Source organism: Bacillus sp. Au-Bac7 (assembly GCF_021341655.1).
In the GTDB taxonomy this organism is placed as follows: Bacteria; Bacillota; Bacilli; order Bacillales; family Cytobacillaceae; genus Niallia.
In genome coordinates this window covers 557518-584241 of sequence record NZ_JAJTTG010000002.1, presented here as the reverse complement: position 1 = coordinate 584241, position 26724 = coordinate 557518, and the positions used below count along the sequence as shown (strand labels likewise).

Genomic DNA, 26724 nt, shown 5'->3' with positions numbered 1-26724 from the left:
AACGAAAAGTGCACTCTTCTTTTAAATGGAGAGAATGTTATAATACTAGACAACAAGCATAACGGCAGAAAGGATTTTTTAATGAGTCAAAACACAAAGGCGATTAAGTTTTATGAAAACAATGAATTAGATAAAGCATGGGAGATTTTTAAGCAAGAGATAAGGAATAATAGAGGCGTGCAATCTTTAAATAACTTCGCTTGGATGCTATATAGAGAAGAAGAGAATACCCAAGCTGCAATTCCACTTCTAAAAGAAGTGATTGCTAGTACTCCAAGTTCCCATTTTCCATACAATCTATTAGGTGAAATATACATAACAATAGCAGATTGGGATTCCGCCATTCCCATTTTAATAAAGGCGATTGAATTAGAGCCAACTTTAGAAGCTTACAATAATCTTGGTGTAGCGTATTATCATAAAGACGAAAAAAGCAAAGCGTTGCAATGCTTTTTTCATGCCTCAAAACCTTCTGAATACACAATGTATAGTTACGTGAAATGCCTTGCTGATTTAGAGAGATATGAAGAGGCGGAGAGCATACTAGATACCTTCTCCGATAAGGAGGGAGATTTTGTCGGTACAGTAGACTTGGCAGATTTATATGCAGAAATAAATGCCCATCATAAGGCAAACTTTTGGTTTGAAAAAGGATGGGCAAGTTATTGGAAAGAGCCCAATTGGGTCAGCCGCTACACCTATTGTCTTGTTCAAACAGGTGAGAGGGAGAAGGCAAGAAGAGTATTGGATAACTTGATAAAGGATAAGCAAATCGAGCTCCAAGAAAGTTATGAAGAAGAATGCGATGAAACCTGGACAGAGGAAGACAAAAAAGAAGATATGGAAGAAATCCAAATGCACATTAAGCTATATGAACAAATGCTCGAGCAGGCAATTAACGGCATCAAAGAGCCAATGGAATATGCGCCGCAAGTCGAAAAAGCATGTTATTTATTCGGTTGCGAGCGTCATGGACATCCAGAATATAATGACTAGAACTGTTATTGGCTAATCAATGAAAGAATTTAATTTTATATGACAATACACAAGGAATAGACATAGATTAAATAATGGAGGAATAGAAATGAGCTATTTTAAGGGAGTAGACTTAGACCGTTTTTGGGATGACAGCGAGTATGCTAAAGAGGAATATATTTCTGATTCACCTACAGAAGAGGATATTTCTAAACTTGAAAGAGACTTAGGATATAAACTGCCTGCGTCTTATATTTGGCTAATGAAAAAACATAATGGCGGAATTCCAGTAAAAGATTGTTACCCTACTACAGTACCGACAAGTTGGTCTGAAAATCACATTGCAATAAGTGGGATATATGGTATAGGATACAGCAAAAGCAATTCTTTAGGTGGTGATTATAGCACTGAATTTTGGATGGAGGAATGGGGATATCCTAATATCGGCATAGCTATTTGTGATTGTCCATCAGCTGGACATGATATGGTTTTTCTTGATTATCGAGAATGCGGCCCAGAAGGCGAACCGTGTGTCGTACATATCGATCAAGAAGATGATTACAAAATCACTTGGTTGGCTAAAGACTTTGAAAGTTTTATTCAAGGTCTTACCACTGACGATGTGTTTGAAGACGAATAAATTAATATGCTGAGAGGGATTAAAAGGACTATTAGATGTTAATCTGTAGTCCTTTTATCTAGTTGAAGGGAAGTATTAAATTTCTCATAGTGAGCTGGAAAGAAGATATTTCCGTTTGGAAGCTAGATAAACAAATTAAATTTTACGCAGTCAAATTATTTAGAAATGGAAATTTTAGATATTGTATTTAGGGAATTTCTTTAAAAATATAAAAAATGCTATACAGGATGTTGAAAATATAAAAAAGTAAATTTTTTTGTGAGTAGAAGAAAAGTGTACATACGACAAAAGAGATTTTCTTTGGAGATCTTTTTCTTATTTGATTAAGGAGAATATATACTCAATCAGTAATTACGAAATGCTATAATAATCCCGTTAATTTTATAGAAGGCGGAAACATAAATAAGGAAAATTGGATTCAACTATCCGAAGCTGAACATTGCATAAAAGGAGCTTTATACATATGAAACCTTATTAGCTCATTACCGTATATATTTCAATGGTACAATTGTTAGAGAAATAAATAAGGAGGTATCTTGCATTACATGGCAAAACAATTTAAAAAAGTTAAATTGGAACTACTTGTCAAAGAATATTTTAGTCAAAACGTATATCCTATTGTTAGTAATAAAGCTGGAGAATTTATGATTATAAGAGACGGTAATCTTGAATTCTATCAGGCAAAAAAGAAATCTCGTGGGTACACAGAAGTAATTGATAGCATTAATATTATTAAAAAATATCCTCTTTCGGAACTAAGCCATGTAACCATTGATTATTTTGTATTATCTACAAAATATGTTTTTTCGAATAACTTACAAATAAGCGTATATGCGCCCGCAGAGAAAAAGGATAAATTTCAACTACAAAACGAATTGGTTGATATAGGGATAACTGCAAAAGTTTTAGAAAGAAAATGGTACAATAAAATTTTAGGTTTTCGCTCTAAAAAAATATGGAAGATGGCCATTGCTAGTATTTTTTATTTTATTTTCATCTATGTAAATATTGTAGGGTTTTTAGCATTCCTAGAAAATGAAAAACATATTCGACAGGAACAAGCAATAGAACAAGAGAATCGAGAAAAACAAAGGGAAGAAAGAGCAAGAGAAAAAGAAGAAAGAAAAAAAGAACAACAAGAATTAGAAGAGAATAAAGGAAAAGCAATAATTGATTTTAAAAATAACGGAATTGAAAAGTTAATTGAAGAGTATAATGTGGTCCAAAGTATAGAAGTTAAAGAAAATAGTATAGAGACTATCTTTTTTGATGTATATGTCGATGAAGAATCATGGTCTGAATTAACGAATAGTAAAAAGTTAAGTCTTGCAGCATCCTTAGAAACATACATAGAAAAAGAAGTAGATCCATATTCCATTAGTATGGATGTTTATAGTCATACCAATGAGGACAAATTAGCACAAAGAACATTTTTCCGGAATAGATGGGAGATTATAAGGTAGATATAAGTACGTTCAAAACCTTTAGCAATTTTAACGCTGCTAAAGGTTTCACGTATCCATATGAATTAAGATAGTAATAATCAATAATAGAGATTATTGATTTATAAGTTTTGTTTTTATAAGCTCGAATTCTGCAGCAGATAAATGACCATCTTCTTTTAATTTTACAAGTTTCAATAATTCATCTGCTATAAAATAATTCGTTTTTCCCTCTGATATTAATTCTTTATCATTATTATATTCTTCAATTTTGTCAGCAATTAAACTTCTTGATTTACTAAGGTTCTCCCTAGAACCACTTTTTATTTCCATAACTTGTTGGGAGTTTTTAACATATATACTTAGAATTGAACCTGAAAAATTGTTTTTTAATTCTACTGAACCAATCTTTTCATAATCTATTTCTTCTATGGATTCGCCTGTCCAAATACCATCCGTACCAAATATCAGTCGTGTATCAGTATGTGCCAATGCCCCCAGGACATCATCATTTATACATTCGTAGACATGATAAATTTCTTCATCATCTTTTAGTAAGCTTTCAATATACATAATATGCTTGCTTTTTTTCGCCAATTTACTATCCCTCCTTAATTTAAATTATATCAAATGTCTTAAGAGTAGCCCAATTAGTATACAAGTATAGAGGGTTCTGTTTAAAATTTATTCAAACAGTTTCTCAAAAAAACAATCTTGCCAGTTTAACGGAAGAAGAAATAAATGTAATTAACAGGAAAATCAAATGTTTTGTTGAACCCCTTTTAAAATAAATGGAGAATATGGCATATATGCCCGTAATATGTGAATGGAAGTTGTAAAATAGATGACTTGGCAGCCTAAAAAGTTCTCTACTGAGGAAAGATTTGAAATTGCTAATAAAATACTTATAGAGTTAATAAAGCAATACAAGCAAAACCTTCTCTCTGTTGCGTTAGAGGGTTCCACAGCAAAGGGATTGGACGGTCCTGAATCCGACTTAGAATTAAGAGTAGTAATAAAGGAGCGAGAAAGTAGTTTGGAAGCATTTTTCTATAAGGTATGTTTGTTGGAATAAGTTTTAGGTCCCCAGAAAAAATGATATCAAAAGCAACAAATATTGAATTAGAGTGGTCAGTAAAAAGTGATGTTCTTTATACATGTAAAGTTTTATATGATCTAACTAATTTCTATGAAGAATTAAGAGAAACCGTAAAAGAAGCAGAAGAACTAATAGACTTAAACAGCCTATTTAAAGATGCGATTACAGATATGTATGAACATGTTTATAAGTTGTTTTTATTAAGTGAAACAGTTACAATAATTGCTCAAGAAGCAAGACTAGTGGCTTATTGGGCAGTAATGTCGGTTGGATTAAAAAATAAACACACATTTTTATCAAGTCGGACTATGTACAAAGAATGTTTCGAGTTGGATTCTTTATCTGAAGCGTTTGAACAGAGGATACGTGGCTTATTATCTTTAAAGACGGATGTCCAAAATTTAAAAAAGAATGTAGGAGAATTATGGGTCGCAACTCTTAATTGGGCTGGAATCTCGAAAAAAGATTTATCCTTTTTATAACAGATGTGATTTTGTGAGTAAATCCCATTGGGTTCCCTTTAGCGCAGGATTTGGAACAATGGTACTTCTATATATTGTCGGATTTATTACTGAAATAGATATTCTTATTCTTAAAGTTTCACTCTCATATACCGAAATCTCTATTTTACCAATTATTGCTGGATTACTGATTGGGTTAATAACTAAACAAACAATAAGATGTAAATCTAATGTTAAAAATATATAGCCACTTAAACTACAATCAATTTTTTTATTTTCCACATTTATATAATATTAAACAAGACTGCAGCTCATACTTGCAGTTTTTTTATTTTCTATTATAGGAAACGTTTACTCATTAACAGCTACCATACCCAGTACTAATTATGCTATTGGCAAAAGCCAAAAGTTATATATCATACATTTTTACTATCTCCTTCACTAAAAAAGTCTGATTTTCTACAAAATATAACAAAATCAGACTTTTTTTAGTGAATTGCTTCACATTTAGTACTTATTGCCGATATAAAGGAAAAATACATATGGAGGAGCTTGTTTTATGAATTCTACTATTCAGGCAGTAGTCAATATTGCCCCGATTATAAAAGATACGCTAGGACCAACAGCCGCAATGGGTGTGCTGGATACGGAGAAGTTTGTTTACTTTTCGCCGTCAACGCTCTTGAATTTGGATGTTGAAGCAGGAAAAACAAGACTGGATGAGCATGAAGTTTATCTGCGCGCACTTAGAGGCGAACAAATTATTTCTAAAACAGAAGATGCAGCAATTTTCGGTGTGCCTGTCGTGACTTCCATTACGCCAATTCGGGATATAGATACAAACGAAATTGTTGGCTTGTTATCTTTATCGCGAACATTGGAGCATCAAGATAAGCTAGATAAAGAGCTTAGCAGAATCAATGAAGTAATTGATGCGTTGCAAGGTAAGGTTCAGTATGTTGCCGCACAGGCAGAAGAGCTTTCCGCAACCAGCAGCGATATTAACGACCAAGCAAAAAGTGCAAGTCAAAACTCTCGCCAAATTGGCGAAGTAGTTCAGTTAATTGAACAAATATCTACACAGACAAATCTTCTTGGATTAAATGCAGCTATTGAAGCAGCTCGTTCTGGCGATGCTGGCAGAGGCTTCGGTGTTGTGGCAGATGAGATTAGAAAACTATCTAACAATACGAAGGAAGCAGTGAAGACAATCGGTAAATCCTTAACGGAAATCCGTGCCAGCATTGAGAATCTGACACTCAGCATTAATGAGGTCTCCACTTCATCAGATGAGCAATCTGTTATCATGGTTGAATTCATGGATGAAATTCAGGCTTTGGATGCAAAAAGCAAACAGATAATTGAAAAAATGAAAATAGTAACTAACCAGGAATAGGAGATGGAAATATGCATTTAACACTACAAGCGTTGGTTAAACTAGCACCTGAAATCAAAAAAAACCTTGGTGAAAATTGTGCTGTTGTCGTTACCGACACAGAGAATTTCATCTTTTCCTCCCAGTCAAAAGATTTAGATTATAGTGTTAAAGTCGGTGACTTTGCATTTACGGAAGATAACGATATCCTGCGTCAAGCACTTAACGGAGAAAAAATAAAAATACATATTCCTAAAGAACGCTATGGCGTTGGTATGCACTATTCCGCAAATCCTATTCGTGATGAAAACGGTGAGATTGTCGGTGTGTTCCAAATTACCAAAACATTGAAAGACGAAGAACTATTAGATGAAGATTTGGATGAATTACGCTCGATCGTCAGCAGTCTGCAGGGAAAAGTACAACAAGTTGCCGCTCAAGCGGAGGAACTTTCCGCAACCAGCACAGATATAAATGGTCAAGCAGCTCATGCAAATGAGAACTCTCAGGAGATTAGTAAGGTTGTTAAATTAATTGAAGATATTTCATCACAGACAAACTTGCTTGGCTTGAATGCTGCCATTGAAGCAGCCCGTTCTGGCGATGCTGGGAGAGGCTTCGGTGTTGTGGCAGATGAAATACGCAAGCTTTCCATTGGAACAAAGGATGCAGTAGGTACGATTGGTAAATCTCTTCAAGAAATACGAACAAACATGGAGAATTTGACAGTGAGTATTGGTGAAGTATCCACTGCATCAGCAGAGCAATCTCGTGTCATGGTTGAGTTTATGGAAGATATCCAAAATCTAAATGAACAAAGCAATGATATCGGACAATACATCAAAAATATTACATCTTGAACAGAATCATAGAAACAAAGGGACATTTCACTTGTTAGTTACGAGTTAGTATGCGACCTAGTTGGTCGCATACTAGGCATTGCTTATGCACTATTTTATCCAGCATAACTTGCCAAATGATATTCTGCGTGCAGTTTTAAGTAGAACGATAGAAAAGTATTTTAATACGCAAAAGCAGGATAATTGTGTTTTAGTAACTAAGTTACATATAATTAGTTAGAATAGTTTTAATTCGAGATTGTAATCAGTGGATAAGATGAACCATCAGCAATGAATGTCATTAATATAGCGGCTGGTTACGGAAAATGGGGGGATAATGTTATGAAGTCTTTAGTATATTACGGTTCAAAAGATGTAAAAATTGAAGAAGTCACTGAACCGGTAGTTACAGAAGGTACTGTAAAAGTTAAAGTTAAATTCGCTGGTATATGTGGGACAGATTTACACGAATATCTACATAAAACATTTGTAACAGAAAATAAAATGATTTTAGGCCATGAATTTACAGGAGAAATTGTGGAAGTCGGCAATAATGTAACTAAATTTAAAGCTGGCGACAGAGTTGCGATTGAACCGATTTGGGGATGTGGTGAGTGTCAAACATGTAAAACTGGAAATTATAATATTTGCCCTAATATGAAATCATATGGCATTCACGAAAATGGCGGTTTCGCTGAATATGTTGTCGTGAAAGAAGCAAATGTATTTTTATTGCCTGATACACTCAAGTTTGAATTTGCCGCTTTAGTAGAGCCTCTTGCCGTTGTATTGCAGGCAATTCGAAAAAGTAAGTTCAAAATTGGCGATAGCGTCGCACTTTTTGGAGCAGGACCAATCGGGCTGCTGTTATCCGAGAGCTTGAGAGCAGCAGGAGCAAGTAAGATTTTTGTGGCAGAAGTTAGTGAAGAACGCAGAAAACTAGCATTGAAAATGGGTGCGGATGTAGTAATAAATCCGCTGGAAGAGGATGCTGTTCAAGTTATTCAAAACCATACCAATGGGGGAGTAGATGTTTCCTTTGACGTTGCTGGAGTAGAGGCTACATTCAACCAATCACTTGATTGCATCAAACCAAATGGTGAGTTTATGATTGTAAGTGTGTTTGCAAATCCTGTTAAGTATCACCCTACAACACAAGTAGTCAGTGAGAAAAAAATCAATTCTTCTCTCGGTTATAATAACATCTTTGCCCAAGCGATTGATTTGTTATCAAAGGGATCATTGAATGTTGAGCCAGTCATCACAAGTATCATAGCATTAGATAACATTGTGGAAGACGGGTTTGAAAAACTAATTAATGATAAAAATGAATGCAAAATTTTAGTTCGTCCGAACTAATTAAAAAGAAGCGGCAGAGCCTATCTGCCGCTTCTTTACTATTATGTTATTTCATTGCCTTTTTCGCCATGTGGGAGTTGTTAAACTAAACAGTCAGTATAATACAGTCCATAAGTAAGGTTAAAACCTAGAGTTGCAGTAATGAAAACATATCTTTTCATTACAGAACGAGAATGCTGCCATTCTCGTTCTGTAATGCGGATTTTTAGCTGTCTTGATCTTGGTCATTGTCCTGCTCGTTATCTTGGTCTTGATCAGCATCCGCATTAGCACGGGAGCGTGATTGGACACGAGCTTTGGAATCGGAATGAACATCAATGTTCAAGTCGATTTTAGCATTACCAGAATCGTTGACTTTAGCGACGTTCGTGTTTTTATCAAGGTTTTTGACAGTATTATCGTTATCTACTTCTGTGTCTACTCTTAAGTCGTTATCTACATCAAAGTCTACATTTGCATCAGAACGGCTGTCGCTGTCGCCTGAACGTGAATTAGAGTTGTTGCTTTGGTTTGAATTCCCACCATTATTGCTTCTTCCGAAGAACCACGGTCTTCTACTCATTATAAATCCCTCCTTGTCCTTATTCATTACATAGTTTATTCAGCAAAGATAAAATGAGCTGGTTAGTTACATTAGGACAGGCATGGATTTTTCAATAATTCAGCAGCTGTAACAAAGTTGGTTGAATACCTAGTAATTTTATCTGAATAGTTAAAAAATCGTTGACACTTCCTTTTAAGTCCTGTTATGATAATTCTCAAGAAACAAACAAATAGATAAAGAATCGACTAGATCACTAGAGATTCAATGAAATGCTGCATTTGCATTTTGTTGAGTCTCTTTTTTTATTATTGTTTATCGGTCGATAAGGAAGTAGGGGGTATGAAAAAAAGAGAGATTAGACATTTTTGTGCATTAATCCGATTAAACCAATTTGAAAAATAGAAAAGGAGAGAGTAAATATGGGACATCCTACAATTTATCCGACAGGAGCAACAATCTATTCACCTACTAAAGCTTGGAGCGGCTACACTATTTTTCAAGCACCAGATCTAGGGGCATTATTGATTGATATGAATGGCAGAGAGGTCCACTTGTGGAAAGGCTTGAGAGGCTTTCCGAATAAAATTTTCCCTGGTGGCTATGTATTAGGACACACCTTTAACAGAGACCCGCAACATGGTTTTCAGGATGAAGGAGATTTGGCGCAAGTAGATTTTGACGGCAATATTGTCTGGAAGTTTGATAAACATGAGTTTATTACGGATCCAGGCTATGAGGGGAGATGGATTGCTAGAGCACATCATGACTATCAGCGTGAAGGCAGTTCTGTTGGATATTACGCGCCAGGGCAGGAGCCGAAAGTTGATGAAGGCAATACGTTAATTCTAGCTCACCGTAATGTAGTCAACTCGAATATTTCGAAGTTTGAGCTGTTAGATGATGTCATTCTAGAAGTGGATTGGAACGGCAATATTGTTTGGGAATGGTCATTCAGCGATCATTTTGATGAATTGCAATTTGATGAGGAAGCAAAGAAAACCATTTATGAACAGCCAAACCGCCGATTCTTCGGAAATGAGTCTGGTGACTGGCTTCATATAAATTCAATCTCTGCAGTAGGTCCAAACCGTCATTATGACAATGGAGATGAAAGATTTCACCCAGACAATATCATTTGGGATGCAAGGGAAGCAAATATCATTGGCATAACGGATAAACGTTCTGGTAAGATTGTCTGGCAAATCGGACCAGATTATTCTACTGAGGAGCTAAAGGAGATTGGCTGGATTATCGGACAGCACCATGCTCATATTATTCCGCAAGGGCTGCCTGGTGAAGGAAATCTGCTTGTGTTTGATAACGGCGGCTGGGGAGGATATGGCGCTCCGAATCCTGGTTCTCCAGACGGTACGAAAAACGCTTTGCGCGATCATTCCCGCGTATTGGAAATAGATCCGATCACGTTAAAAATAGTTTGGCAATATACAGGTCAAGAAGCAAACTATCAAGCTCCTACAGATTCCTATCGGTTCTACAGTCCATATATTAGTTCAGCTCAGCGGTTAGAAAATGGCAACACATTAATAACAGAGGGCTCCAACGGCCGTATATTTGAAGTAACAGCAGACCATGAAATTGTTTGGGAATATATTTCGCCATTCAAAAATGCTCGTAATTCCAATATGGTATACAGAGCATACAGAGTTCCTTACGGCTGGGTTCCACAGCTTGAGAAACCAGAAGAAATAGAAATACAGCCATTGGAGATTGAAACATTTCGAGTGCCAAATGCGGCGCCAAGCGGAATTAATTCCGCGGTTGAAGTAAAAGGAGCAGCATCAATTGGAGAAGGAGCACTTTGCGTTGCACGGTTTGATGAACAAGAGATAAAATAACAAGTTTTAAAAGGGGGGAATTTCTTCATGAAGCAAAAATATAAACTAGCAGCTTTCAGCCTGATCTTATCTGTTTTTTTAGCAGGCTGCTCAAGCTCCACTTCAGGAAGTGAAGACAAGGACGCTATAAAGATAGGAATTGATACAGCGGCAGGCGGTTCCTTGCAAATTAGGGCGGCAAATGCAGAAGGGTTTTTTACAGACCTGGATATCGACCCGAAAATCTCTAACTTTGCTTATGGTATTGATACTATCAATGCATTACTGACAGAACAGACTGACACAGGGTTAGCAGCAGATTATGTACTTCTAAATTCCTTAAATAGAGGAGATTTAGTTGTTATTTCTTCTTTAAGTCATAGCACAGAAGCAACTATTAAAGAATCTGAGTTTGTGGCTGTAAAAGGAATAGATACGCCTGCTGATTTAAAAGGAAAACGCATCGGTGTCGCAAAAGGAACAGTATCGGAATATCATTGGGCTAATTATCTAGCAACAATTGGCGTAAGTGAAAAGGATATTGAATACGTGCCATTCAGCACACCTGATGAAGCAATCGTGGGCGTGAAAAAAGGGGATATTGATGCCGTTTTATCAAGCGGAGCAGTATTAGAGAAATTAAAAGCGATTGACGGCGTACATACCATCGATAATTTGAGCTCAGCCAATATTTCCACAAGCAGTTATCTTGTCGCCAATAAAGAATTTGTTGAAAACAACGAAGAAGCTGTCGTAAATCTGTTGAAAGCCATTAAAGAAGGGATTGCTTATGTAAAAGAAAATCCTGATGGAACAGCAGAAATTGCCTATAAGGAATTGAAAGTGAAAAAAGAGGATACCTTACGCGACCTAGAAAATATCAATTACACGATTGGTTTTACAGAAGAGGATATTAAGCACTTAAGTGATATGAAACAATGGCTCCTAGACAGGGGACTATTAAAAAAAGACTATAATATCGAAGATAAGCTGGCGTTAGATGCGCTGCAGAAGGCATTACCTGAAGAAGTAACCTATAAAAGCAAGTAAATAAAGGGGAGGTGGATTCTGTTTCAACTTGTGAATCCACCATCATCCAAGAAAGAAGGGAGTAGATAAAATGACAATGGTTCAAACAGATGCTCCTAATATTGTTTTAAAGGGGTTATCAAAAACATTTTCTGAAACTCAAGAACAAGGAAGCTATGTATTAGAAAATGTTGATTTAACGATAAACCGCGGAGAATTTTATATTTTACTAGGTCCAAGCGGCTGCGGAAAATCAACTTTATTAAATATTCTTGCTGGATTTATTGAGAAGTCAAGCGGTGAGTTGACGATTCAAAGCCAATCAGCACCTCAGGAAGAAAATCGAGGCTTTGTATTTCAATCAGCTGATTCAGCCCTTTTTCCATGGCTGTCGGTAGAAGAAAATGTGGAATTTGGGTTGAAAATGAAGAAGGTTCCTGCTGCAGAAAGAAAAGAAATTGCCAATTATTATATTAAACTGGCTGGGTTAGCAGGGCATAATCAAAAGTTTCCTAAGGAAATATCCGGCGGAATGAAACAGCGTGTGCAATTGGCACGTGTTTTAGCAAATGATCCGCAAATACTCTTGATGGATGAACCATTTGGCGCCTTAGATGCAATGACAAGAAGAACGATGCAAAACGAGCTTATTAGAATATGGACAGAAACAAATAAAACAGTGATATTTGTTACCCATGATATTCAGGAGGCTCTAATGCTAGGGCAGCGGATTGGAATAATGTCAGTTGGACCTTCTTCTAAAATAATTCAATCCTATCAAATCGACATGTCATATCCACGAGAAATAACTAGTCCTGATTTTAATGAGTATTATAAAGTAGTTCAGTCGCATTTTGACTAGGGAGGATTAAGAATGAAAACGACCATTCAGCAGGAAATAAATATAAAGCCAACAGTGAAGAAACTGCCTGTAAAAGCCTACTGGAGAAAGATTTTAAAAACAGGGATAATCACCTGGATAGGGCTGCTGCTCATCTGGACAATTGCTGCCTATTTCTCTGATCCGCAATTTTTACCAAGTCCGCTTGCTACATTGCGCGGCGCTATCGAACTTGGTAGTGATGGGTCCTTATTCATTTATATGGCATACAGTTTAGTCCGGGTCCTGATAGGCTGGCTTCTCGGAAATATTGTTGCGATTCCACTGGGATTATTTATCGGCAGCAATAAAACCGTTCGTGCTCTCGTTGAACCAGTGATAAATTTTGTCCGTTTTATCCCGCCGCTTGCATTTATTACATTATTTATGCTTTGGTTTGGGATTGGCGAGCAATCCAAAATATTCTTAATTATGTATGCTACATTTTTTGTTGTCACGATTAATACACTGACTGGAGTGCTTTCCATCTCTGAGGATAAAATACGTTCTGCTAAAAGCATGGGAGCAAGTGATCTGCAAGTATTGCGATATGTTGTCATTCCAGCAGCCATTCCCTTTATCTTTACAGGGGCAAAGCTTGCGATGGGTTCGTCCTTCATGGCAATCATTGGCGCCGAAATGGTTGCAGCCAATGAAGGGATAGGCTTTATGATCTGGAATGCACGATTATATTTTCAAACAGATTGGATTTTTGTTGGTCTAGTGGTCTTAGGATTGATGGGCTTTTCAATGGACCGGATATTTGCTTGGGCAGGCAGGAAGTTTTTGAAGAGATATAATATTGTTTCTTAAAGTATTTGTGACCTTACAATTTGTAAGGTCTTTTTGTATTTTTGTAAATTTTTATGAAACAAACAGGAGAACAAAGTCGTTATCTATAAGTAGGTTATAATTATCCTTTTATGGATAAAAATAACATTAGCGATTATTTTGAGGTGATACACTTGTTCTTTTCAAATCTCAAGCATGAGCAAAAATTAGTTGCAGGAGCTTTTATTTTACTAGCTCTGTATTTATCTCCCTTAATTGTGCTTGGGGAAAACGCCCATATTCGGGTCCATGATAATCTCGATTCAAATTTGGCATGGTATAAAGTGCTCGCAAATAGCGGAGAGCTCATCGGCACTTTAGATGCTGTTACACCGCAAATCATCAATGGGCTTCCACGTAATGCTTTCGGTTCGGAATTTACGCTGATTGTTTGGCTTTATAAATTCTTTCCAACAATGGTTGCTTATACACTTAGCCAAGCAATAACAAGGGTTGTTGCCTTTATCGGCATGTACTTGCTTTTAAAAAAGCATATTATTAAAAATCCTGAGTTTAGTTTTATTACAGTTGGGGCAGCTGTGGCCTTTGCGTTAACACCGTTTTGGCCGTCGGGAATGCTGAGTACATTAGGAATGCCGCTCGTACTATGGGCATTGTTAAATATCCGCAATGGGGAGCGGTCATGGAAAAACTATCTCACATTAACATTAGTGCCATTTTATGCGAGTATTGTTCTTGGCTTTTTCTTCTTTTTAGCAGCAATCGGTTTATTTTGGCTGTATGAGGCCATTAGGAAAAAAACTTTGAATATTCCCTTCCTGCTTGGGATTGCTTATATAAGCTTTGTGTTTTTAATCGTTGAATACCGGCTTGTATACTCCTTTTTATTCGAGCAGGAACCGACAAGCAGGGACGAGTACTTCCATGCAAGACTTACGTTTGCTCATTCGCTGAAACTGACCGTTAAAAACTTTGTCTTCGGACATAACCATGTCATGACCGTTCATGGGCTGCTTGTTTTGGCAGCCATCATTCTTTCTCTCCTCCTTATTGTTAAAAACAAAGAGTGGCGCAGTCAACGGCTGTTTATATGGCTGTTTGCTCTCAACTTTATTCTTTCAGCATGGTATGCTTTCTGGTTTTATCGAGGCTGGTTGCCATTAACAGAGAGATTTCAGTTTTTAGATACCTTTAATTTTGCCCGGTTTCATTTTTTACGGCCTTTAGTCATTTACGTAAGCTTTGCTCTCGGTTTGAAAATCCTAATAGAGAGCTCGCCGAAATGGAAAGGGACAGTTAAATTTCTGCTAATCGGTCAGATTTTGCTGTTGTTTGCTTTTAATGATGAAATTATTTATCATGATAAGCCGACTGTTAAAGAGTTTTATGCGGAAGATGTATTCGCAGATATTGAAGCACATATTGGTTTACCTAAAGAGGATTATCGTGTCGCAAGCATTGGGCTGCATCCGGCTGTCTCCCAATATAACGGATTTTACACTATTGATACATATAATAATTTTTATTCGCTAGCCTATAAGCATAGTTTTCGGAAAATCATGGAGCATGAGCTGGCAAAAAACAAAACAATTCGGACTTATTTTGATGAATGGGGCGGGCGCTGCTATATATTCACAGCTGAGCTGGGCAAACATTATATGTTTGAAAAAACATCTACTAAAAAAATTAAGAACTTAGAATTAAATATGGAGCATTTTGCAGAAATGGGCGGACGCTATATTTTCTCTGCTGTGCCCATTGAGAATGCTGCTGAAAATCACCTGCAGCTTGACGGTCAATTTACATCGAACAATACAGTATGGAAAATATATTTGTACAAGGTAACAGATATAGAAGGCGTATAATTAGAAAAAGAGCCTTCCCAAATGAATGGGAAGGCTTCAAAAGGTAATGAAATATATTTTCGGTAAATCATGATTAGTTTTATATTACCCATGTACAAATAAAATAAACATTAAATATCTTACTAAATACTCCTTTTCAAATAATTCTGCCTGCTTTGGTAAATACTTTTTGGTAGTGAATCCAATAAGTATGAGGGGGGAAGGTATTTGAAGTGTCCACAATGTGTGTATACGAATCCAGATGGTGTGAAGTTCTGCATTAACTGTGGTGAAAAATTCATCAAGGACAATACGATGGGTGATGACAATAGCTTTTTTTACGAATTTGCCCATTATGTAGACATGGTACCGAAAAGAGAACGCTCTGTTAATCCTAAATTCCATAATATCTTTTCCCGCGTTTTTCATGATCATAGTGAATTGGAAGCAGAACGGCTGTTTATTGTGGGAACGGCATTGACAACACCAAAGATTACGGAAGTGACAGATACATGGCCTAAACCGTGGCTGTTTGCAAGGGTATTTATAATCGCTCTTCTTACATTCGCAGGTTTTTACATAGGTGTCAGCTATTTTAAAAATGCTAACTTTATCCCCGGATTGATTTTAACAGGGTCTTTTGCTGTTCCATTCACGACATTGATTTTCTTTTGGGAGATGAATGCTCCCCAAAATATTGCCTTTTATAGAATTATGTACATTGTTTTGTTAGGCGGAATTCTTTCGATGCTTGTTGCATTATTATTTTTTGATATATTACGGAATACGTCTAATGCAATAACAACTGGAATTGTCGAAGAACTTGCCAAAACGATCACAGTTATTTCATTTGTCCGTTACCGAAAATACCGGTTTATTCTTAATGGACTGCTTATTGGTGCTGCTGTCGGTGTTGGATTTGCAGCATTTGAAACAGCAGGATATGCGTTAAGAGCTTTGCTTTCCGGCGGAGGATCGCATTTGTACTATACGATTTTATGGAGAGGGATTCTTGCTCCAGGCGGACATGTTGCTTGGTCTGCACTGGCAGGAGCTGCCTTTTGCAGGGTGCAGGGAGACGAGCCATTTAAACTGAGCATGCTCATGCGCTTCCGGTTTTTACGAGTATTTATCTTAGTTGTGCTATTGCATGCTTTTTGGGATTTTGACGCTCCTTGGATGTTTCCTTATGGACAGCTCTCCCTGATGGCAGCATCATGGGTCGCAGTATTTTTGTTAATACGTGCAGGCTTAAAAGAGATAGGAACAATGAAATTAAAGATCTAAGAAGCAGCGCGCTGCTTCTTATTTTTATTAAGCAAATAATTTTACGCACTCACATATATTAATAAATTATTAAACAAAGCAATTAGGAATTATTAAAAATTCATTTTACGGAACTTTGTTTATTCTGTTTCGTATAGTTACTATACAACTTACAATTCTAATCCTTTTACAAAACGATAAGGGTGAGGTGTTTTTGGCTTGCAGACAAAAAAAGAAAAGGTACCGACTTCAAAAGGAATAATAGAATATTCTATTTCTGGAAAAGGAGAGCCGAATATTATTTTAATGAACGGCGGCTCCGGCCCGATTGAAGGCTGGATGAAGATCATCAAGGAAATCTCTAAAATGTCTGCTGTCTTTGCTTATAACCGTCTAGGTGTGGGCGACAGTGAAAAACCGAAAGAAAATCAAGATGGAATTACAATAATTGAAACACTCAGGGAAGCTTTAGCGGTCCTCAACATAAAGCCGCCATACTTGCTTGTAGGACATTCCCTCGGCGGTTTATATGCCAATTTATATGCACGGCTCTATCCTGATGAAGTTTACGGAGTTGTCTTTCTAGAGGCCAGCCATCCGAATGATATGCTGCTGGATGAACATTATGGAAAGATTGTTAAATCAGTTAATAAAATGCTGTCAAGGTTTGATACTTTGTCAGCACATAAAAAATTCGATGAAATTCATTTTGTAAAAAAGACAATACAGCAGATTAACGAGCATCCCTCATTTCCTGAAATCCCGTTATATGTCATAACAGGGGGAAAGGCCAACAGACTTATCCCAAAGGAAGCACTAAAAAGAAGACAAGAAAATCAACTGGAATTGTTGACATTAGCGAAAACCAGCAAACAAATAATAGCCAAAAACAGCGGTCATTTTCCGCAATTGACAGACCACAAGATTGTGATAACTACCATTTTGGAAGCTGTACAGAATTATAAGGACAAACTGGAATAAATATTACATTGTGCTGATTAGCCATTTTTGCTACTATTATTTCATAGCTAATGATTTTGAAAATTAAAAGCGATTTCAATAGAATAATAGGCAGGTGCATACATGCAAAAAATCATATTTATGGATATTGACGGAACATTGGTTAATGATCATGGCATCATTCCAGATTCAGCAAAACAGGCAGTCAGGCAAGCAAGGGAAAACGGCCATTTAGTGTTTATTTGTACGGGCCGGTCTAAAGCAGAACTGTTTCCGGAAATACTAGAAGTCGGCTTCGACGGCATTATTGGGGCAGCCGGCGGATATATTGAAATAGACGAAGAAGTATTGCTGCATGAAAGAGTTAGTACAGAGGATGTAGAGCATCTTGTAGCCTATTTCGATGAGCATGGAATTGATTATTATTTAGAGTCAAATGGCGGCTTATTTGCCAGTAAAAACTGCAAAGCTCATATACGGAAGATTATTGATAACTTCTTAATGGAAAATCCACATGCAAGAGAAGAAGTGGAGAAAGGATTGCAGCCATTTCATGACTGCCTGATAGAAGGAGAAAATCCAATTAGAGATGATATAAATAAAATATCATTTTTAGGTTCGGATGTGCCTATATCAGAGATCAGCAGAGAATTTGAAGCTAAGTTTACGGTCATTTCAAGTACAGTCCCAATCTTTGGTGAAAACAGCGGGGAATTATCGGTTCCTGGCATTCATAAAGCTACGGCAATTGAGATACTCATAAATCATTTGAAGATTGACAAACAAAACACATTTGCATATGGCGATGGCCTAAATGATTTAGAAATGCTTGAATACGTTCAATACGGTATCGCAATGGGTAATGCAAAAGAACCAGTGAAACTTGCAGCCGATGATATAACAGATACTCATGATGAACATGGTATTTATAACAGTTTTAAGAAATACGGATTGCTATAAAGAGAACATGGAGCAAAGCATTGCTTTGCTCCTTAGTTCTTTTTAAAATGATTAGACAGGCTTCCGTAAAGTAGCTGAGATCCATACAACAAAAAGGTTTTTATTAAGAAAACAACAGATAATTGAAATTTAGTCAATCTGACTAAGGTTACATAACCAACTTTTTTGAACAAATCCATCCCTATATATGTAAACAGGGAATCTATTATAAGATTCACTAAAAAATAAAGCTTAAACTTTCCAAATGTGTATTTTAAAATCCAGATGGAGCCAATGAAAAATGGTCCAAATATTAAAGGTAACTCTGCTAATACATTTGGTCTTACATTATAAGGAAACCACCACCATTTTCTTTTTTCAGCAAATCTCCCTTCAAGTACAAGGTATGTACTCATCGTAAGCGCTGCTAATGCATATTTCTTAAAAATGTTTTTTCCCATTAGCGGGAGGGACATCCATGGTAAAACGGCCATTAAAACAACAATCCATCTGTTTTTCTTCATAGTATCAATCCTTAACATAATGTCTTCTTAATTTTAGCTGTTTTCTTTTTCTTATTCAGAAAAAAGCAATAATTGTCAAAAAAACGGCTGGTGATTTTGCTATTCTATCTATAGGGAGGTAAGAGATGTACAGTCAAATGATACGGCAATCAGTCGAGTTTATTGAAACGAACATCCATGAACCACTATCTTTAAGTATTCTTGCTAAAGAAGCAGGATTTTCTAAATATCACTTTCATCGCATTTTTCAAAAGGAAATTGGCGTCTCCGCTTCTGAATATATTCGATACCGGAGGCTTGCCAACGCTGCCCATATGCTTCTTTACACAGATGAAAAAATAATTGATATTGCCTTTTACTATCACTTTGAGTCACAAGAATCCTTTACACGCTCCTTTAAAAAATATTATCAAATACCGCCAGGACAATATCGGAAACTCATGAGCAAGCTTACACTACAAAGGGAGGAAATAACCATGAAAGATAGTCAATTATTAAAAGGCTGGAATTTAAGCGGATCAAACCCTTTTCATTATGAAATGGCGATCGACAGGAAAAATGTTCACAAAGGCAAAGCGTCAGGCTGTTTGAAAGCAATTCAGCCTTCTGCCTCACAAGATTTTGCAACCATGATGCAGCAGTTTAAAGCAGATAAATATCTTAACAAAAGATTAAAGCTGACTGGTTTTATTAAAACGAAGGATGTTGATATATCCTGTGGTCTATGGATGCGAATCGATGATAGGCTTGGCGATGTTTTACAGTTTGATAATATGAGCAATCGGCCGATTACTGGCGACACGGAATGGAATCACTACTCCATCGTACTAGATATTCCAAAAAACAGTGCAGTAATTGCCTTTGGTGTTTTACTTTCAGGGAATGGCAGTGTTTGGGTAGATGGAATTAGATTTGAAGAGGTAGATGAACATACTCCTACAACAAACATGGATTTTACAGAAGAACTGTTAGATGAGCCTGTAAACTTATCCTTTGAGGAATGGATCGAACACTAATGATAAAATGATGTAAGGAGAGAGGGTGTACACATATGAACAAAGAAGATAAGTTAAGTGCTGAGAAACTGCTGAAATATTTATGTATTGGCGCAACAGTAGAAGGGATTAGCTTTTACGGTCCAAAGCTCCTTCTCACAGAAAGTGAAACGAATTCGAAACGATTGGGTGATGGCCAGATTTATATTACAATTGAAAGCGAGTTTGCCATCATCCAATCTAAGGCTGACACACTTCCTGTCCTTGATGACTTGCCAAAACGAAACGCCAAAGATGCATGTAAAATCCTTTGTGAACTTAGCTTGATGAAAATAGCAGATGTTTCCTTACATGATGAAATTCCTCATTTGCTGCTGACATTTGAGACTGGAGAGGTTTTGTTCATATGTGGTCATGATAATATGTATGAGTCTTGGCAAGCAGGTTTTTTTGGAGACAGTGATGGTGAGTATTGGGAAATTGTTGCATGCCCTGGTGATGAACTGGCGATATGGGGCCCTGACGATATAGTATAAATAATGGAAGCCGTACAGGCTTCTTTTTTATTTTATTTTGTTATACTTGAAAAGCGCTTCAATAGGAAATTTATATTATAATAGGGTAGAAAGACTAGTAAATATTTTGATTATACATAAGAGAAGAAAGAGGGGAAATCTTTGGCATTTCTGGCAGAATTAGACGCAACTACGAAAGAAGATTTGCAATCATTCGTTGGAGCGAAATATGAAAGCAGTTATAAAAAAAGATGGTATGGCATGTCTGACCGCCGTTCCAAATTATCGTGGAATTGGGCATGCTTCTTTTTTGGTCCATTTTGGATGTCCTATCGCAAAATGTATAGGCTTTCATACGGGTATTTGGCAGCTTATTTTATTTTAGAGCTTATTGTTAATATAATTGGTGACGAGCTATCGGCAATTGGACTCGTTGATATGATTATTTGGTTAGGATTAACGGTTTTTGTTAACTATTTTTACTTAGAAAAAGCAAAAAAAGCAGTAGCAGCCCAAAAAAACGTAAGCACAGAGAAACGCAAAAAGGAATTATCCCAACTAGGAGGGACAAGCGTTGCCGCAGTATTCGTGTATGTGCTTGCTACCATAATTTTAGGGTCAGTAGTTCAAATTCTGATTTAATGATAGAAGCTTGCAGCTGCAGGCTTCTATTTTTATTTTCACAAATGAACGTATACAGACAGGTTTCATCTTTCGCCGAAAAAATACAAAAATATACAACATTTTCAAAAACTATACGTTTATTAGCGATAAATTCACACTGTATTTACAATCTATCATTAAACTAACGTTGAAAGTAAAAATACAGAGAGAGAAGTGAATGAATTTGTCAAATAAAGGCGTAAAAAAGGATAATAAGAAAAATCAAAAGTCGAAAATACCGATTCTATTATTAACAACACTATTAACTACACAAGGTGCCTATTCCGCTTCTGCAGCAACTGATCATTCTGCAATTGAACCAAAACCGGGAGCTTACGGATACTATGTAGACGTATATGGCAGTAATGAAAGTTCAAACATGACCCCTGAGACAAACTCCTCTATTGGTGTCCTCTCGAAGTTTTTAGACATTTGGCAGCCGGGAGATTCATGGGATAACGGAACAGTGTTAAATGAGAGTGTACATAAACATAATATCGATACTTCTATCTCCATTACAAAAAACCGCACAGAAGCGGAAGCAAAAGATGCTTACTTAAGTGATCGCCGCAATCAAAACTATAGTGTAATCACAGGTCTTGGGCCTTATGCAGATAATTTTAAAGCAGGGTCTAACGCTGGAACAACGATTCCAGATGAAATTCCTCAAGATGCGACAAGTGTGAAATATGAAGACGGCGGAAACAGCAACGGCAATTGGGCAGATACTGATTCCAGTCTTGGAAGTATGGTAAACCTGATAAATACAATCCGCTGGACAGGAGCTTCTACCTCTTCAGCAAAAGCTTACTATAGCTATAAACGCCCGTTCCGTTGGAGTGAAGATGTAAGCATACTGCCGACACTTGTTCCCGCTAAAAAGGACGACCCATCTAGTGATGGCGGTTTTCCAAGCGGACATACAAATGCAGCATATTTAGCATCATACGGACTTGCTTATGCAGTGCCAGAACGCTTTGAAGAAATGATGACAAGAGCATCAGAGCTTGGCAACAGCCGAATCGTAGCTGGAATGCATTCACCACTGGATGTAATCGGCGGCCGAGTGATGTCAACAGCTGTCGCAGCTGCAGCACTGAATGATCCTGCGAACAAAAGTGTAAAAGACGCAGCATACAAACAAGCACATGAAGTGCTACTAACACAAGAAGGCACTTCATATGATGCTTACAGTGATTACGAAACAAATAAACAAAACTATACAAAGCGTCTTACTTACGGATTCCAACAAATTGGCGACACAACAAAACCAATGGTAGTGCCAAAGGGTGCTGAAGTATTGCTGGAAACTCGCTTCCCATATTTAGATGACATGCAACGCCGCTGGGTGCTGTATACAACAGGCTTGCCATCTGGTTACCCTGTTTTAGACGACAGTGAAGGCTGGGGCCGTTTGAATCTTTTTGCAGCAGCAGGAGGATATGATGCATTTGAAACAGATGTTAATGTAACGATGGACAGCTCTCTTGGCGGCTTCAATGCTGCTGACAGCTGGAAAAATGATATCTCTGGAACAGGCAGTCTAACGAAGGATGGAACAGGAGCCTTAACATTAACAGGCAACAATACATATACCGGTGGAACAGTATTGGAAGAAGGTTCCCTTATCGCAAACTCAAGCACAGCTTTTGGTGCTGGTGAAGTTGTTAATAACGGCGGTACAATGAATGAAAATATAACTGGCAGTATCACAATCGGAGAAGGCTTTACCCAAACAGATAGTGGTACACTTGAATTAAACATTGGCAGCAAGGAAGAAGTTTTGAAAATTGACGGAGAAGCAGCGTTTGGCGGTACATTGAAGCTAAACTTTACTGATGGCTATGTACCTGCAGCAGATGCAGATATTATCAGCTACAGCACTTTAGCGAGTGACAGCAAATTTGCTTCTGTAGAAATAACAGGACTTCCTGAAAACTATCAAATCGTTTATGGGGAAAATGCACTTCAAGTTTCAGCTGAAAAAGAAGAACCAGAAGAAGACAACACTCCTGAAGTTCCTTCTAATCCAGATGAAACAGTTGATAACGACGAAGAAAATAACAGTAATAACCCAGCACCAGTAGATTCAGACAATAATAACGAAGAAAATACAGAGGATAACAATGATAATATAAATAAGGAGGACAAGGAAGAAGCAGCACCTGTTACTGGCAGCAGCAACGAAAATGTGAACAATTCGGGCAAAACAGCAGACACAAATTCTGTGAAAAACCCGCAAACAGGGGATAATACGAATATTTTCCTATATGTAGGCACATTATTAGCATCAGCAGTAGCAGCTTCCATTGTATTCTGGAAGCGAAAAATGAAACGAGCAAACCAATAATTAATTACAACACTGCTCCCCTAAAGAATTAGCTTTATGGGAGCATCTTTCATTTAAAGCAGTAAAGGTGGAGTGAATTTGACGATCATTGAGCAAAAAAAATCCAATTGGCTACAGCAAATCGTGCTTATTCTTTCAATCGGTGTCTTTCTTTTTAGCCTATTTAAGATTGGTCATATTGTGTACGGCTATGTGAAAAATGATAAGATAATGGCAGAAATTCAAGAAGTGTATCACAAAGACACAAGCACGACAAGTAAGGCAGCAGATCCACTTGAAAGCATGACAGAAATCAATGAAGATATTATCGGGTGGCTGACGATAGATGATACAAAAATAGATTATCCGATTTTACAAAGCACGGATAATGAATACTATTTGAATCGGAATTATAAAAAAGAAGAGTCAAAAGCAGGAAGTATTTTTATGGATTATCGAAACAAGCAAGGCGCAGACAATCTTCATACCATCATCTATGGTCATGAAATGAAAAATGGGGCAATGTTTGGCGAGTTAGAGAAATTATTAGATGAAGACTTTTTTTCCAAGCACCATACCTTCCAGTATAAAACGAAGGCCGGAAACTACAAAGTCGAAATTTTCTCTGTTTATGCAACAACCACCGAATTCGATTATTTAAAAACAGAGTTTTCTACAGATGAACAATACAAGGATTTCCTGCAAACTATTTCAGTAAAATCTGCGTTTCCAACAAACGTAGAATTAAATGAACAAGACCAGATTATCACATTATCAACATGCAGCAATCTGTCAGACCCGAAAGAAGGCAGATTTGTTGTTCATGGGAAAATAACAGAGATACAATAGCTTTTTAAAAACAGGGAAAATAAGGTGATGAAAATAGAGGAAATTCGATTAGATATGTTGTAGCACATACCCTATTAGCACGAAATGGTTTAATGGGCAAATAACAAGAGATGGTGCTTTGCTGCTAATAGAAACACCTCAGGAGGAAATAGATTTTTCCCTTTCTAATCAAGATTGTACGATAACATTAATAAAAGACGGAAACGTAAGAAAAATAGAATTAAAAATATACCGATTTCTCCGACAGATGCAGATATTTTTTCGGACGGCTCCCTTTTACTTGTCCAAGGCAGATGCAGCACAGACGGAGCAAAAATGGAACCAAACGCCCAAATATATAATCTGGAAGGACAATTAATGGATACATTCCTTCTCGGTGACGGTATTAGTCAAGTGCAGATAGACGAAACTGACACCATTTGGGTAAGTTATTTTGATGAAGGTATCTTTGGAGCAATTGACGATCTCGAGCCAATGGGCGCAGACGGACTTGCCGCCTATTCAAAAAGCGGACAGAAATTATGGGGAGCAAAAGAATATGAAATGGCAGATTGCTATGCCATGAATATCGTCAGCTCTAAAGAAGTTAACTTTTACTACTATGATCAATATAAGCTCGTTCAGCTCAAAGACTTTATGGAAACGGCATGCTATGTAGTAGAGGGGGATGATACATTTCAGCAATTCCTATTTGACCAACAAGACTTGCTTGTAGAAATTGATTGTGATACGTTGATGCGCTATAACATTAGCAATCAAACGATTATTCCGGCTGGTAACGTAACTTTTGTTGATGACAAGGGTAAACGTATCAGCGGACATGTTTTAATGCGTGGTAAACTGCTTTATGTTTTTTGCAAAGATAGGTTATATAAGAAGGAGTTTTTATAAAGAGAGGTCCTTTAAGAAAAGGCTCAACTATCACGTTGAGCCTTTTAACTAGTTTTGATATTTATAATAATCCTGAGAGTGGTAGCTTCTAAAACCACATGATTGATAGAGTTTAAGCGCATGGGCGTTTTTCGCTTCTACTTCGAGAAAGATGGGTAAACCTTTTTGACTTTCCATCTTTATTATCCTTGATAAAGCCTTTCTGCCGATACCTTTGCCTTGAAGCTCAGGAAATATCGCTAACCCATAAATCCAAGCTTCTCCGTTTGATTCCGCTACCCTCATTTTTCCTGCTGTTGTTCCATTTACTTCAATGATATAGTGCTGCTCTGTGTTACTTTCCTTCAAATGGTTATTATATTCACGGGCTTCTTTTTCTTCCAATCCGAATGCCAGAATATCAAGCTGTACCTCTGCTTCCAAATCTGCTGGAGAATCAGATGTCCTCAGAACTACTCCGTCATCTAATGATAACTCCGTATTTTGCCACATCATTTGGTATTCTGACATAAAAAAGGAACAAGATTGGTTTCTTAAGAAATCTTTGGCTGATTGAGATTCTGAAGGAGCATTTAATAAGATGGTATGAACATTGCGGCGCTTTAAGTCTTTCATACACTCTGTTAATAGTCTAGAAAATATCCCCTTCCGTCGATAACTCGGATGAACCATGCCGCAAATTTCAACTTTATTACCAAAACCATAACTGCCAAGAAATCCGACCAGCTTGTCTTTTTCGTAATGAAAATAGTCTTCCTTTGTGTTACCAGATCTGTTCTCAAGCATATCAAAATTTAGCTTAAGCTGACATGTATCAATGCTTTCGCAAATTTCTTGGAGAGCCTTAATAGCCTTTAACTCTTCATTAGTTAACATATTTCTAACACCTTTCACCTGAAAGTTGCCCTAATTTTCAGGAATTTGTTTACATATATATTATCATAAAGAGTAAATCAAGGATGCTATATTTGTTTTCGTGTAAAATAATAAAAAAGGCTAGTAAGGAGATTACTTTATGAAAATAAAAACAACGTCCACATGGGATCAGGAGCTTTGGGAGGATGCCGGGCCACTTTATGCAGAGGCATTTGGTGAAAAGGGAGCAAAGCCAGTTAAAATCATTCAAAATATGCTCACCAAAGGGATTGCCGAGCTTTATATCGGTTATAACGAATCGAAGGCAATTGCCATGGCGCTCGTTGGTAAGCTTAATCAAGAGCAGATCATGATTATTGATTATTTGGCCGTATCAGAAAAAGAACGTAATCAAGGGATTGGCAGACAATTTGTTGAGTATTTAAAGCAAAAGGCTGGGGCAGATGGAATTAAGACCTTCATTATTGAAGCGGAGTCAGCAGAAACAGCAGATAATCGAAAAAGAATAAAATTTTGGCAATCATGCGGCTTTCTTACTACTGATTATATTCACACGTACATTTGGGTACCGGAAAAATACAAGGCACTGTATATACCTCTTGCTGGCATGCAACAGATAACTGGAGAAGAATTATTTACATATATTAATAAATTTCACAGATTGTCTTTTCTTGAAAAGAAAAATGATGGGGCTGATTAAATTCAGTCCTATTTTTTATTCCTATATAGGAATCTGTTCTTATTTTTCGCTGTTTTCATCGAGTATCCTTCTGTGAAACCGATATATACTTTGTTCATCTTTA

The 26724-nt window shown here is 37.0% G+C and carries 27 protein-coding genes; 23 read left to right on the top strand and 4 right to left on the bottom strand.

Features of this window, described 5'->3' with window-relative positions; translation table 11 throughout:
- The first annotated feature begins 81 nt into the window (after positions 1-81).
- The 3 genes from LXM54_RS11585 (at position 82) to LXM54_RS11575 (ending at position 3078) form a co-directional block, all read left to right on the top strand.
- Positions 82-996, top strand: coding sequence for a tetratricopeptide repeat protein (locus LXM54_RS11585; protein ID WP_233315327.1), 915 nt, complete (start codon positions 82-84; stop codon positions 994-996).
- 88 nt (positions 997-1084) lie between these two features.
- The gene (locus LXM54_RS11580) at positions 1085-1615 is read left to right on the top strand and encodes an SMI1/KNR4 family protein (RefSeq protein WP_233315326.1); all 531 of its coding nucleotides are present in this window, start codon (positions 1085-1087) and stop codon (positions 1613-1615) included.
- Between the two features lie 545 nt (positions 1616-2160).
- Entirely contained in the window at positions 2161-3078 is a 918-nt protein-coding gene (locus LXM54_RS11575; protein WP_233315325.1) for a hypothetical protein, read from the top strand.
- 93 nt (positions 3079-3171) lie between these two features.
- Here LXM54_RS11575 and LXM54_RS11570 read toward each other — a convergent pair whose 3' ends face one another.
- Complete coding sequence (locus tag LXM54_RS11570) at positions 3172-3654, bottom strand: PH domain-containing protein (protein ID WP_233315324.1); 483 nt, start codon at positions 3652-3654, stop codon at positions 3172-3174.
- A 247-nt stretch (positions 3655-3901) separates the two neighbouring features.
- On the opposite strand from LXM54_RS11570, the gene LXM54_RS11565 reads away from it, so the two are divergent.
- The 5 genes from LXM54_RS11565 (at position 3902) to LXM54_RS11545 (ending at position 8190) form a co-directional block, all read left to right on the top strand.
- The gene (locus tag LXM54_RS11565; protein WP_233315323.1) at positions 3902-4132 is read left to right on the top strand and encodes a nucleotidyltransferase domain-containing protein; all 231 of its coding nucleotides are present in this window, start codon (positions 3902-3904) and stop codon (positions 4130-4132) included.
- A gap of 20 nt (positions 4133-4152) precedes the next feature.
- A complete protein-coding gene (locus LXM54_RS11560) occupies positions 4153-4638 on the top strand; it encodes a kanamycin nucleotidyltransferase C-terminal domain-containing protein (RefSeq protein ID WP_233315322.1) in 486 nt (161 codons plus the stop codon).
- Positions 4639-5176: 538 nt separating this feature from the next.
- Complete coding sequence (locus LXM54_RS27985) at positions 5177-6013, top strand: methyl-accepting chemotaxis protein (protein ID WP_325169565.1); 837 nt, start codon at positions 5177-5179, stop codon at positions 6011-6013.
- Between the two features lie 11 nt (positions 6014-6024).
- Positions 6025-6852: a methyl-accepting chemotaxis protein gene (locus LXM54_RS11550; RefSeq protein WP_233315321.1), complete on the top strand. Its 828-nt coding sequence runs from the start codon at positions 6025-6027 to the stop codon at positions 6850-6852.
- Between the two features lie 321 nt (positions 6853-7173).
- A complete protein-coding gene (locus LXM54_RS11545) occupies positions 7174-8190 on the top strand; it encodes a 2,3-butanediol dehydrogenase (RefSeq protein WP_233315320.1) in 1017 nt (338 codons plus the stop codon).
- 205 nt (positions 8191-8395) lie between these two features.
- Here the strand turns inward: LXM54_RS11545 and LXM54_RS11540 are convergent, their stop codons facing one another.
- The gene (locus LXM54_RS11540; protein WP_233315319.1) at positions 8396-8752 is read right to left on the bottom strand and encodes a hypothetical protein; all 357 of its coding nucleotides are present in this window, start codon (positions 8750-8752) and stop codon (positions 8396-8398) included.
- Positions 8753-9153: 401 nt separating this feature from the next.
- Between LXM54_RS11540 and LXM54_RS11535 the strand changes: the two genes are divergently transcribed.
- The 8 genes from LXM54_RS11535 (at position 9154) to LXM54_RS11500 (ending at position 18300) form a co-directional block, all read left to right on the top strand.
- Entirely contained in the window at positions 9154-10590 is a 1437-nt protein-coding gene (locus LXM54_RS11535; RefSeq protein ID WP_233315318.1) for an aryl-sulfate sulfotransferase, read from the top strand.
- Positions 10591-10617: 27 nt separating this feature from the next.
- Complete coding sequence (locus LXM54_RS11530; protein WP_233315317.1) at positions 10618-11619, top strand: ABC transporter substrate-binding protein; 1002 nt, start codon at positions 10618-10620, stop codon at positions 11617-11619.
- Positions 11620-11689: 70 nt separating this feature from the next.
- A complete protein-coding gene (locus LXM54_RS11525; RefSeq protein ID WP_411411811.1) occupies positions 11690-12460 on the top strand; it encodes an ABC transporter ATP-binding protein in 771 nt (256 codons plus the stop codon).
- Positions 12461-12472: 12 nt separating this feature from the next.
- Positions 12473-13291 (top strand): ABC transporter permease, encoded by an 819-nt coding sequence (locus tag LXM54_RS11520; RefSeq protein ID WP_233315316.1) that lies wholly within the window; start codon positions 12473-12475, stop codon positions 13289-13291.
- Positions 13292-13443: 152 nt separating this feature from the next.
- Complete coding sequence (locus tag LXM54_RS11515) at positions 13444-15135, top strand: DUF6044 family protein (protein ID WP_233315315.1); 1692 nt, start codon at positions 13444-13446, stop codon at positions 15133-15135.
- A gap of 207 nt (positions 15136-15342) precedes the next feature.
- A complete protein-coding gene (locus LXM54_RS11510) occupies positions 15343-16401 on the top strand; it encodes a PrsW family glutamic-type intramembrane protease (protein ID WP_233315314.1) in 1059 nt (352 codons plus the stop codon).
- 198 nt (positions 16402-16599) lie between these two features.
- Positions 16600-17361, top strand: a complete 762-nt coding sequence (locus tag LXM54_RS11505) for an alpha/beta fold hydrolase (RefSeq protein ID WP_233315313.1) — start codon at positions 16600-16602, stop codon at positions 17359-17361.
- 102 nt (positions 17362-17463) lie between these two features.
- Positions 17464-18300, top strand: coding sequence for a Cof-type HAD-IIB family hydrolase (locus LXM54_RS11500; protein WP_233315312.1), 837 nt, complete (start codon positions 17464-17466; stop codon positions 18298-18300).
- Between the two features lie 32 nt (positions 18301-18332).
- On the opposite strand, the gene LXM54_RS11495 is transcribed toward LXM54_RS11500, so the two are convergent.
- Complete coding sequence (locus LXM54_RS11495) at positions 18333-18803, bottom strand: hypothetical protein (protein ID WP_233315311.1); 471 nt, start codon at positions 18801-18803, stop codon at positions 18333-18335.
- Between the two features lie 125 nt (positions 18804-18928).
- Between LXM54_RS11495 and LXM54_RS11490 the strand changes: the two genes are divergently transcribed.
- The 6 genes from LXM54_RS11490 (at position 18929) to LXM54_RS11455 (ending at position 25045) form a co-directional block, all read left to right on the top strand.
- Positions 18929-19819, top strand: coding sequence for a helix-turn-helix transcriptional regulator (locus LXM54_RS11490; protein ID WP_233315310.1), 891 nt, complete (start codon positions 18929-18931; stop codon positions 19817-19819).
- Positions 19820-19854: 35 nt separating this feature from the next.
- On the top strand, positions 19855-20334 hold the full coding sequence (locus LXM54_RS11485) for a hypothetical protein (protein WP_233315309.1): 480 nt from the start codon (positions 19855-19857) through the stop codon (positions 20332-20334).
- Between the two features lie 141 nt (positions 20335-20475).
- Complete coding sequence (locus LXM54_RS11480) at positions 20476-20955, top strand: DUF2628 domain-containing protein (RefSeq protein ID WP_233315308.1); 480 nt, start codon at positions 20476-20478, stop codon at positions 20953-20955.
- A 199-nt stretch (positions 20956-21154) separates the two neighbouring features.
- Complete coding sequence (locus LXM54_RS28260) at positions 21155-23326, top strand: phosphatase PAP2 family protein (protein WP_325169564.1); 2172 nt, start codon at positions 21155-21157, stop codon at positions 23324-23326.
- 78 nt (positions 23327-23404) lie between these two features.
- The gene (gene srtB, locus LXM54_RS11460) at positions 23405-24154 is read left to right on the top strand and encodes a class B sortase (RefSeq protein WP_233315307.1); all 750 of its coding nucleotides are present in this window, start codon (positions 23405-23407) and stop codon (positions 24152-24154) included.
- Positions 24155-24328: 174 nt separating this feature from the next.
- Positions 24329-25045: a hypothetical protein gene (locus LXM54_RS11455; RefSeq protein WP_233315306.1), complete on the top strand. Its 717-nt coding sequence runs from the start codon at positions 24329-24331 to the stop codon at positions 25043-25045.
- Positions 25046-25093: 48 nt separating this feature from the next.
- Here LXM54_RS11455 and LXM54_RS11450 read toward each other — a convergent pair whose 3' ends face one another.
- Positions 25094-25921: a GNAT family N-acetyltransferase gene (locus LXM54_RS11450; RefSeq protein WP_233315305.1), complete on the bottom strand. Its 828-nt coding sequence runs from the start codon at positions 25919-25921 to the stop codon at positions 25094-25096.
- A gap of 139 nt (positions 25922-26060) precedes the next feature.
- On the opposite strand from LXM54_RS11450, the gene LXM54_RS11445 reads away from it, so the two are divergent.
- Positions 26061-26621 (top strand): GNAT family N-acetyltransferase, encoded by a 561-nt coding sequence (locus LXM54_RS11445; RefSeq protein ID WP_233315304.1) that lies wholly within the window; start codon positions 26061-26063, stop codon positions 26619-26621.
- Positions 26622-26724: the final 103 nt, after the last annotated feature.